Source organism: Segetibacter sp. 3557_3 (genome assembly GCF_004354985.1).
Classification (GTDB): Bacteria; Bacteroidota; Bacteroidia; order Chitinophagales; family Chitinophagaceae; genus Segetibacter.
The window spans coordinates 571,478-583,889 of the sequence record NZ_SMSK01000001.1; the positions used below are offsets into that span (position 1 = coordinate 571,478).

Annotated in this window: 12 protein-coding genes; 7 read left to right on the forward strand and 5 right to left on the reverse strand. The window is 43.3% G+C overall.

The window, feature by feature from the left end; translation table 11 throughout:
• Positions 1–13: 13 nt before the first annotated feature.
• Genes rfaE2 through panC form a run of 3 tightly spaced genes read right to left on the reverse strand, consistent with a single transcriptional unit; the run spans position 14 to position 2,435 of the window.
• Positions 14–523, reverse strand: a complete 510-nt coding sequence (rfaE2, locus tag EXU57_RS01935; protein ID WP_133266470.1) for a D-glycero-beta-D-manno-heptose 1-phosphate adenylyltransferase — start codon at positions 521–523, stop codon at positions 14–16.
• Complete coding sequence (locus tag EXU57_RS01940; RefSeq protein ID WP_133266471.1) at positions 486–1,526, reverse strand: lysylphosphatidylglycerol synthase transmembrane domain-containing protein; 1,041 nt, start codon at positions 1,524–1,526, stop codon at positions 486–488. Before EXU57_RS01940 ends, rfaE2 begins: the two co-directional genes overlap by 38 nt.
• 36 nt (positions 1,527–1,562) lie before the next feature.
• Entirely contained in the window at positions 1,563–2,435 is an 873-nt protein-coding gene (gene panC / locus EXU57_RS01945) for a pantoate--beta-alanine ligase (protein ID WP_133266472.1), read from the reverse strand.
• 112 nt (positions 2,436–2,547) lie between these two features.
• On the opposite strand from panC, the gene EXU57_RS01950 reads away from it, so the two are divergent.
• From EXU57_RS01950 to EXU57_RS01980, 7 genes are all read left to right on the forward strand, one after another.
• Entirely contained in the window at positions 2,548–3,366 is an 819-nt protein-coding gene (locus EXU57_RS01950; protein ID WP_133266473.1) for a glycogen/starch synthase, read from the forward strand.
• A gap of 25 nt (positions 3,367–3,391) precedes the next feature.
• Entirely contained in the window at positions 3,392–4,861 is a 1,470-nt protein-coding gene (locus EXU57_RS01955; protein ID WP_165957999.1) for a DUF4270 family protein, read from the forward strand.
• Between the two features lie 53 nt (positions 4,862–4,914).
• Complete coding sequence (metK, locus tag EXU57_RS01960; RefSeq protein ID WP_133266475.1) at positions 4,915–6,165, forward strand: methionine adenosyltransferase; 1,251 nt, start codon at positions 4,915–4,917, stop codon at positions 6,163–6,165.
• A 63-nt stretch (positions 6,166–6,228) separates the two neighbouring features.
• Positions 6,229–6,813 (forward strand): NUDIX domain-containing protein, encoded by a 585-nt coding sequence (locus EXU57_RS01965; RefSeq protein ID WP_133266476.1) that lies wholly within the window; start codon positions 6,229–6,231, stop codon positions 6,811–6,813.
• A gap of 134 nt (positions 6,814–6,947) precedes the next feature.
• Positions 6,948–7,736 carry a 23S rRNA (guanosine(2251)-2'-O)-methyltransferase RlmB gene (gene rlmB, locus EXU57_RS01970; protein ID WP_133266477.1) on the forward strand — a complete coding sequence of 263 codons (789 nt, stop codon included), beginning with the start codon at positions 6,948–6,950 and terminating at the stop codon, positions 7,734–7,736.
• Between the two features lie 113 nt (positions 7,737–7,849).
• A complete protein-coding gene (locus EXU57_RS01975; protein WP_133266478.1) occupies positions 7,850–8,722 on the forward strand; it encodes a hydroxymethylglutaryl-CoA lyase in 873 nt (290 codons plus the stop codon).
• 11 nt (positions 8,723–8,733) lie between these two features.
• On the forward strand, positions 8,734–9,726 hold the full coding sequence (locus EXU57_RS01980) for a GSCFA domain-containing protein (RefSeq protein ID WP_133266479.1): 993 nt from the start codon (positions 8,734–8,736) through the stop codon (positions 9,724–9,726).
• A 197-nt stretch (positions 9,727–9,923) separates the two neighbouring features.
• Here the strand turns inward: EXU57_RS01980 and glf are convergent, their stop codons facing one another.
• Together glf and EXU57_RS01990 are read right to left on the reverse strand one after the other, a co-directional pair.
• Positions 9,924–11,066 (reverse strand): UDP-galactopyranose mutase, encoded by a 1,143-nt coding sequence (gene glf, locus EXU57_RS01985; protein ID WP_133266480.1) that lies wholly within the window; start codon positions 11,064–11,066, stop codon positions 9,924–9,926.
• A gap of 10 nt (positions 11,067–11,076) precedes the next feature.
• Positions 11,077–12,255: a glycosyltransferase family 1 protein gene (locus tag EXU57_RS01990; protein ID WP_133266481.1), complete on the reverse strand. Its 1,179-nt coding sequence runs from the start codon at positions 12,253–12,255 to the stop codon at positions 11,077–11,079.
• Positions 12,256–12,412: the final 157 nt, after the last annotated feature.

A 12,412-nucleotide genomic window follows, 5' to 3' on the forward strand; every position in this document is an offset into this window, starting at 1 on the left:
GGGTCAAAGATAACTAATTGGCTCCGCCAGCTGAACGCTGCCTGATCTTTTCGATGATCCCTGTCGTTGAGAAACCGTCCAGGGTGGGATTGATTACAACCCGACCGCCGTACGACATAACTTCACCAGCCCCGACGATGGAAGCCTGGGTATAGTCCCCGCCTTTCACCAATACGTCGGGCCTGATGGCGGTGATCAGGTTTAAGGGCGTATCTTCTTCAAAGATTACCACGGCATCCACCATCAGCAGACTTGCTATTACCAGTGCCCGGGCATTCTCCCCGTTAACAGGTCTTCCGGTGCCTTTGAGCCGTCTTGTACTTTCATCGCTGTTTATGCCGACAACAAGAAAATCTGCTTCTGTTGCTGCCTGTGAAAGCGTGGCAATATGTCCCTCATGAAGGATGTCGAAACAGCCGTTTGTGAACGAAATGCTTTTACTTTTTAGCCGGAGCCTGGTCAGCTCCAGCAGGAGTTCAGGCAGGCTATAGATTTTCAACGGAATAATTCCTGGCTTTTTCATGATGAATTTTCTTTTTATTATAAACTGGCAGTAGCCCAAGGCAAATGAAACCTACAAGCAAAACAATAATAAACTGGGCAAGCCATTGCAGGTTGCCATTTGCAAGACCAATTTCAAAAGGTACTCCATTTCGTTCCAGTATAGCCGCCATGAATGTAGCGTATGCCCCAATACCGCCGGGTGTTGCAATCATTCCCACACTTGCGAAAGCCAGACTCGAAATAGCGGGTGGCAGGCCGAGATGCGCTGTTCCTGATGTTGCATAAAAGCCAAGCCATGTGCCACCAATATAAAGCAGCCATATTCCGGCACTACAAAGTATGAATGGTCCTTTTTGCTTTAGTCCCTTGATGCTGATCAGGCCCTGCCAGATGCCGCTAAGCACACGTTTAACGGCGATAACGAACCTGGTGTAGGCAAATCGTTGCAAGGCTTTTCGCACAAGAAAGATAGCTGCTAATATGATTAGCAGCACGACTGAAACTTTAGTAACGGATACATTTCCTGAGCCTGAGGCAAAGAGGCCGGCGAAAAGTTGCCTTGAATAACTGAAAACGACTTCGTATTGAAAAATCAGGGCAAGTACAAAAATGATAAGAAGCGAGATAAGATCAAACGCCCGCTCGGCAACGATGGTCCCCACCAGTTTTTCTGCCGGAACCTTCTCGTATCGCGATAAGATGGTACATTTTAGCACCTCACCTAATCGGGGTACGGCAAGGTTGGCGAGGTAACCGATCATCACGGCAAAAAAAGTATTCACAAGAGAGGGTCGGTAGCCAAGCGGCCCCATTAATATTTTCCACCGTATCGCCCTTAGCAGGTGACTGGAAGAGAGAATAAAAAACACGGGTACAATTACCCAATACCTTGCGGTTAAAAGTGCCTCTTTAAAGACCGGCCATTTTTCATCTGGAATGGCATTGAGGCTCCACCAAACAAGAAAAAGTCCGAGCCCAAGAAAAAACAGGTATTTGAAAACATTAAGGATCTTCTTTTTCATTTCAAAAGGCCCGTTTAATTCGTGCAATATACTGCATCAACTGTGAACCAGGTTTTCCTTTGAGGTCAGCAGCATATTGTCAATCAATCGTACGTCTTTTATGAAAGCGGCTACTAACGCAACAAGGGGAACATTTCTATCATTGCCCGTCACGGGTTCAAGTGTTTCAGCGTTGGCCAGCGCAACATAATCAACTTTCGAAAACCCTTCGCGGAGGAGGAATTTTTCAGAATAATCGATCAGTTTATCGATTGGGGTATCCGTGTAATTGTTTTTGATGCTTCGTAAAGTCTGGTAAATCGCTGATGCTTTTTCGCGCTCATCCTGGTTTAGCCTGAGGTTTCTGCTGCTCATGGCAAGTCCTGACGGTTCTCTTTCGGTACCCGCTACGACAACTTTCACCGGAAGGTTTAGTATTTGGATAAGCCGTTTGATCACCAGGCATTGCTGGAAGTCTTTTTGACCAAGGAACAGCAAATGCGGTTCAACAATATTGAGGAATATCTCTATAACCTGGCTTACTCCCTGGAAATGACCTGGCCGATACTTTCCTTCAAAAACAGTTTCAAGGTCCCCAAGGTCATAGTGCTGCTTCATTTCAAGTCCCGCCGGGTAGATCTCTTCCACAGATGGAAGAAACAATACATCCGTGCGGTGTGTTTCTAACTTAAGGATATCCTCAGGTAGTGTCACCGGGTACTTCTTGTAATCTGCCGGATCATTAAACTGGGTAGGATTTACAAAGATGCTTGAGATGACCACATCGGATTGTTGTTTTGCAAGTTCTATGAGGGACAAATGACCCTGGTGTAGGGCGCCCATTGTCGGAACGAAGCCTATCGTCTTATTGTCTGCCCTGCTTTTGTTAATAAATCGTTTGAGATCGGCAACAGCCCGGTATATGATCATTTATGATGGATTGAAAGGTTGTTATCCGCATTCGTCTGGATTTTAAGACTTTAAATTCCTTACCTTTGCCCACATTTTTTTATAGGGCACAGTGTAAAAACCTTCACGAATAATGTCAACAAAGAAAAGAATTTTATTTATTGCTAACGAGATGTCACCCTATTTAGAGCTGACAGAGTTTGCGGAGATCGTCAACAAATTAGCAATAAAAAGCAATGATGCAGGATTGGAAGTAAGATGCATCATGCCGCGTTTCGGCTCTGTTAATGAAAGAAGGCACCGTTTACATGAGGTGGTGAGATTATCGGGTATCAACGTGAGTGTTGATAATGACGACTATCCATTACAAATTAAAGTTGCGTCACTTCCAAATGCAAGACTCCAGGTTTACTTTCTCGATAATGAAGACTTCTTCAAGCGCAAATTCGTTTTTAACGATGAAGCTGAAAGCTGGTATGATGACAACAACCTCCGGATGATTTTTTTCTGTAAAGGTGCCCTCGAAACGGTAAAGAAATTCGGCTGGCCGCCCGACATCATTCATTGCAGCGGGTGGATGACAGCCCTAATTCCCATGTATCTCAAAACGGTTTACAAGAAGGAACCAGTATTTGCACATAGCAAGGTAGTGTTCACGATAGGCAGTACAACCTTTGAAGATAGCCTCGGTGCCGACTTCGCAAAAAAGGCAATGATACATGCAAGTTTAAAAGATAAGGACCTTGATTTATACAAGGAAGCAACGAATGTGGCACTGTTTAAAGGAGCCGCAACGTATGCTGATGCAATAACATTTGGTGCTGAAAATATCGACAAAAAGCTGGTGGATGAGTTCTCAAAAGTGAAGGGCAAAAAGGTCATTCCGTTCAAAGGATGGGATACTGATTTAACAGAGTATTTAGAATTGTATGGCGACCTTGCGAGCACCTAATTTCCCTTACTTTAACTCTCTATTGATGCGCAGATTTATTCTATTCGCGTTCTTCTTTTCTGCTTTTTTTTATTCCTGTACAAAAATACAAACCACGCAAATTGGAAGTGAATTAATACCGCCGGTAGATGGGATTACTACGTTTGATACTTCACTGCTTGTCACCACTGCAACTTTTGAAGATGAAAATCCGGCGAAGGTTTACAAAGGGGATGATCATGTTATTGGCACAATCAACAACGACCCGATTTTCGGCAAAACAACAGCCTCGGCCTTCTTCGAGTTAAAACCGACATTTTTTAAATTTTCTTTCCCTGGTGTTAAAGACTCGCTACAGGTAGACTCAGCTGTGCTTGTGCTTAGCTTTCGTGGCTTATACGGCGACTCCACTACCAACCAGGGTTTAAGTGTTTATGAGATCAGTTCGAATAGTCGTTTAAAATTCGATAGTGCTTATAATACACGGGATTTGCTAAGTGTTGGCAGCCTGTTGGGACAAAAAAATATTGACCTCCGCGGCTTGGATGACTCTGTTCAGGCACCATTTGAGGCTGCTGCACGACAATTGCGTATTGCCCTGTCGCCCTCCTTTGCTTCTCGCCTGGTAAAAGATTACGACTCTACAGACGCATACAGTTCAGACTCTGTTTTCAGGGAAAGGTTTGCCGGCTTTGCCGTAATGCCTACGAGTGGAAGTGCAGGTCAGGCTTTAATACGCGTCAATCTCGCTGATACCAACACAAAACTTGCAATCTACTACAGCAGCAATACAACCGGCGGAACAGCACGCCAGAGCGCAGTAAGCTATTTTCGGTACAATACTACCAGCTCCAGGGCAGCATCAGGTAACGCAAACTTAATCACCAGGCAGCGTGCAGGAAGTAAGATCGCACCATATCTTAACAAGGACGGCAATAATGACCTTGCTTTTGTACAAACATCCCCTGGTACAATTACCAGACTCAGGATACCAGGTTTAGGAGGGTTACAAAATGCGGTAATTCATCGGGCAAACCTGATCATGTACCAGGTACCGGATAACCCAACTACTGATGGATTGTTTTCGGCACCAAGGTATCTTCTGCTGGCTTTGGATGATACCATCAGGAACAGGAAACGGAACGTATTTAATGATTACATCATCGATCCATCGTCAGGCCCCAACATCCAATCTTTTGGCGGCTTTACCGTTTCGCGCCGCGACCCTGTTACGAGCGCAAGCACCATTGCGACCTACGACTTCAATTTAACCAGGTTTGTGCAAGGTATTGTTACCCGTAGGGATACATCCTTCTTCAGGTTCGTTTTAAATGCACCCTCTAACGACTCTATCTGGTATAAGCCACCGTTCCCTGCGGCTCCTCAGATGAATACTGCATACATTAATCCCGCAATTGCAAATCCTGTTGCAACAGGAAGAGTTCAACTTGCTGGTGGAAGTCATCCTAATCAGCTTATCCGGATGAGACTGAGAATTATTTATTCAAAGCTCTGATCAATTCAATTGGAAGCTTATCTTTGCACTTTTTTTCAAACCATCTAACACATATGCCTTATTTATTTACTTCTGAAAGCGTTTCAGAAGGCCATCCGGATAAGATAGCTGACCAGATCAGTGATGCACTTATCGACAATTTTCTAGCATTTGATCCGCAAAGTAAAGTTGCCTGCGAAACCCTTGTAACAACAGGACAGGTCGTTTTAGCAGGAGAGGTTAAAAGCAAGGCTTACCTGGATGTTCAGGAAATTGCAAGAGGGGTGATCCGGAAGATTGGCTACACTAAAAGTGAGTACATGTTTGAAGCGAATAGCTGCGGTATTCTATCTGCTATTCACGAACAATCTGGCGATATCAATCAGGGTGTTGACAAAAAGGTAAAAGAAGAGCAAGGTGCCGGCGACCAGGGAATGATGTTTGGATATGCTACGAATGAAACCGAAGATTACATGCCCCTTGCGCTCGATCTTGCGCATAAGCTGCTGATCGAACTTGCCGCCCTTCGCCGTGAAAACAAACAAATCAAATACCTGCGTCCCGACGCAAAAAGCCAGGTGACACTGGAATACGATGATGACAATACGCCTGTAAGAATTGATGCTATTGTAGTCTCTACACAACACGACGATTTCGACAGCGAAGAGAAGATGCTGGAGAAAATCAAAGCTGACATCATCAATATACTCATACCAAGAGTTAAGTCGAAGTACAAGAAGTATTCAAAGCTTTTCAATAACAACATTAAGTACCATATTAACCCAACGGGAAAGTTCGTAATTGGTGGTCCACATGGTGACACAGGCCTCACGGGACGTAAGATCATTGTTGATACTTATGGCGGTAAGGGTGCACATGGTGGTGGAGCATTCAGCGGCAAGGACCCATCTAAAGTAGATCGGAGTGCTGCTTATGCAACAAGACATATTGCGAAGAACCTGGTGGCTGCCGGACTTTGTGATGAGGTACTTGTACAGGTGTCATATGCGATTGGGGTTGCACAACCTACCAGCGTTAACGTTAATACTTACGGAACTGCAAAGATTGATATGACAGACGGAGAGATATCAAAAATTGTAGAAACCATTTTTGATCTAAGGCCTTATTTCATTGAACAGCGACTTAAGCTGAGAACACCAATGTATAGTGAAACCGCTGCTTATGGTCACATGGGGCGTAAGTCTGAGGTTGTTGAAAAGACCTTCATTTTGCCAAACGCGAAACCAAAGACCATGAAGGTTGAACTGTTTACATGGGAAAAGCTCGATTACGTTGGAAAAGTAAAAAAAGCTTTCGGCCTGTAAATACTACTTTAAATAACTATAAAACCTCCTGCTTCAACTGGAGGTTTTTTTATTTGTATTGTTATGAATGAAACGGTAAATCCATGGACGATCCTCGGCGAAAAAGAAATTTATGAAAACCCGTGGATAAAAGTTACAGAATACGATGTAGTTAATCCATCCGGTGGCAAAGGCATCTATGGTAAAGTACATTTTAAAAATAACGCCCTGGCAATAATACCCCTCGACGAAGAACTGAACACTTACCTTGTTGGGCAATACCGGTTTCCACTTGAAAGTTACAGCTGGGAGATCCCGGAAGGCGGTGGCTTGGCGGGGGAGGACTCACTTGAATCGGCAAAACGTGAGCTCAGGGAGGAGACAGGACTGGTTGCAACGCAATGGACCAGGCTGATGGACTTTCACTTATCTAACTCAGTTTCTGATGAAAAAGGAATCATCTACCTCGCGACTGGTTTAGAACAAAAAGAAGCCATGCCCGAAGAGACTGAACAATTAGTCGTAAAAAAAGTGCCTTTTGGCGAAGCTTACAAAATGGTAGAAGACGGGATTATCACTGACTCCCTCGCTGTTGCTGCATTACAAAGAGTAAAAATAATGATGTTACAAGGCAATCTGCCAATCCAAAAGCAAGTCAAGCACGATTAAAGCCCAGTTGCAAATTAAACCACTTCCGGCTTCCTTGAAGAGGCTGCTATCATTGCCTGGTGCAATGGATATCCGCTCAATTAAAACAATGCCTAACTACTTGTGCCTGCCACAAACAAAATTAATTTTACAACATGAATTTTCGCAACCAGGCTCATAAGCCAAGGCCAAAAAAGAATACGCTGGTAATTGGAAGATTGAAGGTGATTGAAGCAATTCAAAATGGGGTTCAACTCGAAAAGATCTATCTCGTAAGCACTGTTCATGGAGACACCATTGACGAAGTTAAACGGCTTGCATTGGAATACCAGGTACCCATTAATAAAGTGCCTGTAGCTAAGCTGAATGGCTTTAACATCAGTAATCATGAAGGTTGTGTGGCGGTACTCTCTAAAGTGCAATACCAGGACCTTCAGCAAGTTATTTCATTCGTGTTTGACAAAGGAGAGGTGCCTTTGTTTCTTTTGTTAGATGGTATAACCGATGTTCGTAACATAGGGGCAATTGCACGTACAGCATATTGCTCCGGGGTCCACGCCCTGATCATACCAGACAAGGGTGTAGGCGCACTAAACGAGGACGCGGTGTTTACATCAGCAGGCGCCCTTGAACAAATCGCTGTTTGCCGGGTAAGTAGCCTGGTCAAAGCAGTTGAAGACCTTCATCTAAATGGGATCAAAGTATACGCCAGCGAAATGAAAGCAGATAAAAATGTATTTGATCTTCCGCTGTTCGAACCGTCAGCTATCGTAATGGGCAGCGAGGATAAAGGCATTCAGCCTGCGCTTAGCAAAGCATGTGATGAGCGTTTTAAGGTGCCTATGATGACCGACTTCGAGTCGCTGAATGTATCAGTTGCTACGGGGATGATATTGTATGAATCAATCAAACAACGGCTTACCACCGCAGCATCCGGTAGTTGAACCTTAACCTTCCTGGACATTCAATCTAAAGGCTTCCATAGCAATGTCATTTAAACAACTTGCTAGCCGAGGCCTGGTAGGCTAACCTAACGCAAAACCGAAGACCCAACAACATGAATACAGCCCTGTCCAGCCCTGAAATCACCCTTGTGGAATGTCCACGTGATGCAATGCAAGGCTGGCCCCGTTTGATTTCTACCGAACAGAAAGTAGCTTATATAGATGCGTTGTTGAAAGTCGGCTTCGATGTTTTGGATTGCGGGAGCTTTGTGTCGGCAAAGGCGATACCCCAAATGGCAGATACCAGGGAAGTGTTGTCGAGGTTAACCATGGGGGATAGTAAAACAAAGTTATTGGTCATTGTAGCGAATCTTAGGGGAGCAGAAGACGCCGTTCAAGTTAATGAGGTCAGCTATCTCGGGTTTCCGCTATCCGTTTCTGAGACCTTTCAACAGTTAAATACAAAAAGCTCAATCAGGCAAAGCCTTGCTATGTTGGAGAGCATGAAGGAACTTTGCGATCGTAATGCAAAGGAGCTTGTTGTTTATATGAGCATGGGTTTTGGTAACCCGTACGGTGATGCTTACAGTTCACACATATTACTGGAATGGATCAAAGAGGTTGTATCACTCGGAATACAAACGATTTCTCTTGCAGACACCGTTGGTATTGCAGATCCTTCGTTGGTAAAAACCGTCGTACAGGATGTGTTGGGAACCTGGCCCAATAAACACTTTGGTGTTCACCTGCACTCAACCCCCGACGGGATCGAAGATAAACTTGCGGCAGCTCTTGAAGCAGGTTGTACCAGGTTCGATGGGGCTTTAATGGGAATCGGTGGCTGTCCCATGTCAAACAACCCATTGGTTGGAAATATGAACACTGAAGTGATGATCAGCTACCTGCAACAACGGAAGCTTAAGCCCAACCTGGATATGAGCGCGTTTAAAGCGTGCCTCACTTTGGCAAAAGACATTTTTAAGTAAAAACTGCAGCTATGAAATTCATGCTCGATGTCAATATAAAAGAACCATCGAACAAGATCAACTACCAGGATGGCATATTGATCGTAGGTTCCTGCTTTACTGAACATATTGGTGGTCGGTTGCTCGACTATAAATTCAGGGTGCTTCAGAATCCAAGCGGTATTTTGTTTGATCCGTTAAGCGTTTGCTCCAGCTTAAATGCTTATCTCACAAATGAACCTTTGGATGGTTCGGAATTGTATTATCTGAATGAACTCTGGCACAGCTGGGATCATCATTCTTCGTTCTCAGGGCAAAATAAAGAGGACGTTGTTGCGTGCATTAATGAAACCCGGGCAGTAGCCCATAAGTTTATTACACGAGCCTCCTGGATTATCATAACGCTGGGTTCATCTTTTCACTATCGATTAAAAGAGTCTGGTAAACGCGTTGCAAATTGCCATCGGGCACCTGCACAATTATTTACAAAGGAAATGATCGGGATAAGTGAGACAACCGAATGCCTGCAAACAACAATCGCTAATCTTAAAAAGGTAAATCCAGCTATAAATATACTGCTGACGGTTAGCCCGGTAAGACATATCAGGGATGGTGTCGTTGAAAACAATCGAAGTAAAGCTCGCCTGATTGAATCCGTACACGACCTGGTTGAAAACAACAGCAACCTGCATTATTTTCCTGCTTACGAAATTATGGTTGATGTGCTTCGCGACTACAGGTTTTATGATATCGACCTTGTGCATCCAAATTATGCCGGAACAGAATATGTGTTTGAGCAATTTCGCGACCACTTTATAGATCCGGCAAGTGTAGCCGTAATGGAAAAAATCAAACAGGTTACCACCGGCTGCAAACACCGGCCATTTCAACCAAATACAATGGCCCACCGTGCTTTTCTTTCAAATACAATGTCGAAATTGAAGGAAATATCCGCGACTAATCCGGACATAGATTTCAACGACGAGGACGCCTACCTGAAACGGGCGTTAGAAGACTTTTCGTGAAATAGGAGGGCAGGCGTATTTTACAAAAAGGCATCGCTTCAAACAATAAATGCCAATAAAAAAAATGGTGTACAAAGGGGCGTATATCGCCCCATTGTACACCAACGGGTTTATTGAACTTAATTTCAGATATTAACCATAAGTGAAATCACTCAAATGATTTTACTTACTTCAACGAGCAATTAAGCTTAAGTTGTTTATCCTCTTGACTCAAGAATACGCTCATCATCCGTAGTAAGTTTCGGAATGTCGGTTTGCATAATCTTTTTAAAAGTAGTGAGTGCCTGTGCAACTACCTGGTCCATGTTGTAGTACTTGTATGTTGCGAGTCGTCCTACAAAATAAGTATTGCTTAACTGGCTTGCAAGTGCTGCATACTTCTTGTACAATTGATCGTTTTCCGGACGTGGTACAGGATAGTAAGGATCGCCGGCTGCTTCAGGGAACTCGTACACTAAAGTTGTTTTCTCATGCTTCTGCCCGGTAAGGTGTTTAAATTCTGTAATCCGGGTGAATGCATAATCATTAGGGTAGTTGATTGTTCCGGTTTCCTGGAAAGTTTCTTTATCGAGTGTTTCAAATTTGAACCTTAATGAACGATAAGGAAGTTTGCCGTAACGATAATCAAAGTATTCATCAACTGGTCCGGTGAAGATGAGTTTTTTATAAGCGATCTCATTAATCACTTCCTGGTAGTTCGTGTTCAACATGATCTTGATGTTTGAATGTGACAACATTTTTTCAAACATCTTCGTATAACCATGTAACGGCATTGCCTGGAAGGTATCAGTAAAATAACGATCATCTTTGTTTGTGCGGGTTGGGACACGTGCAGTAACTGATGCATCCAATTGAGATGGATCGAGCGCCCACTGCTTACGTGTATACCCTTTAAAGAATTTCTCGTATAGTTCGCGGCCAACTTTACTTACAACCACATCTTCCGAAGTTTTAACAGGGTACACCTTTTCTGCACGCTCTTCAAGGAAGCTTTCCATTTGAAGACTGTTGATGTTGATCCCGTAGTATTTGTTGATCGTGTTAAGATTGATCGGGATGGGCAACAATTGTCCGTCAACGTGTGCCAGTACTTTATGTTGGTAATTTCTCCATGCGGTATACCTTGACAAATAGTTAAAAACCTCTTCACTGTTCGTATGAAAAATGTGAGGGCCATATTTGTGTATCAATATTCCATCTTCATTATAATAATCATAAGCATTCCCACCGATATGATTTCTCTTATCAATAATTAAAACGCGTTTGTTTCCCACAGTAGCCAATCTTTCTGCTAATACGCTTCCGGCGAATCCTGCTCCAACAATTAGGTAATCGTACATATGTTATAATTTAAGATGTAAATGATTTGGTTTGTAATGTTCTGGTCAATTCCTGCATCATATTCTCGAACGTCAGGCTCCAGGATTGCTGTGTCAAAAATTCGTCTACGCGGGTTAGCCATTCCTCCCTGTCAGCACTTAATTGGCGTTCAGCTGCGTCTACAAAGCCCTGTGCATCGGCTGCGATCTCAACGTAATTTTGTTCGCCATATGGGTTAACAACGTCTTTGATCGGGGTTGAAATAACCGGTATACCTGCCGCCAGGTATTCCGGGGTCTTAGTAGGACTGATGAACCTTGTTGCATCATTAAGCATAAAAGGTATCAGCGCAATGTCCCATCCGGAAAGATAAGATGGAAGTTGGTCATAAGTTTTTCCACCCAGGAAGTGAATATTTGGAAGTTTAGGCAAAGTAGACGGATCTATCTTTACGACAGGTCCAAGTAAAACAAGTTGCCACTCAGGTCTTAATTCTGCTATGCCTTTGATAAGGTCAATGTCAAATCGTTCATCGATGACACCGTAAAAACCTAATCTCGGACCACCGATGCTTTCCTGGTCCGTGGGCTGTTCTTTATTTGTTCTCGCTTGTTCAAAGTGCTTTTTATCAATACTACTTGGAAACGGAAATATGTTGTCATGAAGGTGTTTCTTCGCCTGGTACAAACTGTGACCACCAGTAAAAACAATATCAGCTCTGCTAAGCAGTAAATCCTCCAGTTCACGCAATTGCTTAGGGGCATTCTTAAACATCGAAAGCTCATCCATACAATCATAAATCGTGAGCGCCGGTGTGTATTGACGACTAAAACTCAACGCCATTGGAGTATAATACCAGAAGATCATATCCGACAAGTCTTTGCCATCTAAAAACTTGTCAAGCATCTTTTTAAGTTGCTTGTCGTTTTCCTCGTTTGAGTTCCCGGGCTTCAGGTGAGGAGCAACAACCCATAAGCTATCTTCCTGAACAGTAAACGTGAGATAAGGGTCAGCTTTGGCGTCAAAGTAAGGTTCTTCGACAAAATAAACGTTGAATAATGTGGCGTACCTGGTAAGCAGATGTTGAGGTCTTTGATAAACAAAGTTCCATCGCAAATGAGAGAAGCATATCAGTGTTGAGGGAAGTCTTGGATCATTGTCATCGTTTAGTAGATTTTGTTTTTTTAAATTGCTTTCGATAGCCTCCATATATTTTGCTCAATTTTAAATTTTACCGCTTGCTATAACTATATTATCAATAACGTGCCAAAATATTAAGCAAGTTCTCCCTATGATTCATTCTAATATTTAATCTATTTGTCATAAGATAATCGATAAATATAGGTCATTTGGGGAATAAAGTTCC

Bases quoted from the DNA above. Each gene is read 5' to 3' on its own strand.
- metK (WP_133266475.1), top strand. From the start codon at position 4,915: ATGCCTTATTTATTTACTTCTGAAAGCGTTTCAGAAGGCCATCCGGAT.
- EXU57_RS01965 (WP_133266476.1), top strand. From the start codon at position 6,229: ATGAATGAAACGGTAAATCCATGGACGATCCTCGGCGAAAAAGAAATT.
- EXU57_RS01975 (WP_133266478.1), top strand. From the start codon at position 7,850: ATGAATACAGCCCTGTCCAGCCCTGAAATCACCCTTGTGGAATGTCCA.
- rfaE2 (WP_133266470.1), bottom strand. From the start codon at position 523: ATGAAAAAGCCAGGAATTATTCCGTTGAAAATCTATAGCCTGCCTGAA.
- EXU57_RS01990 (WP_133266481.1), bottom strand. From the start codon at position 12,255: ATGGAGGCTATCGAAAGCAATTTAAAAAAACAAAATCTACTAAACGAT.
- EXU57_RS01980 (WP_133266479.1), top strand. From the start codon at position 8,734: ATGAAATTCATGCTCGATGTCAATATAAAAGAACCATCGAACAAGATC.
- glf (WP_133266480.1), bottom strand. From the start codon at position 11,066: ATGTACGATTACCTAATTGTTGGAGCAGGATTCGCCGGAAGCGTATTA.
- EXU57_RS01955 (WP_165957999.1), top strand. From the start codon at position 3,392: ATGCGCAGATTTATTCTATTCGCGTTCTTCTTTTCTGCTTTTTTTTAT.
- rlmB (WP_133266477.1), top strand. From the start codon at position 6,948: ATGAATTTTCGCAACCAGGCTCATAAGCCAAGGCCAAAAAAGAATACG.
- EXU57_RS01950 (WP_133266473.1), top strand. From the start codon at position 2,548: ATGTCAACAAAGAAAAGAATTTTATTTATTGCTAACGAGATGTCACCC.
- panC (WP_133266472.1), bottom strand. From the start codon at position 2,435: ATGATCATATACCGGGCTGTTGCCGATCTCAAACGATTTATTAACAAA.
- EXU57_RS01940 (WP_133266471.1), bottom strand. From the start codon at position 1,526: ATGAAAAAGAAGATCCTTAATGTTTTCAAATACCTGTTTTTTCTTGGG.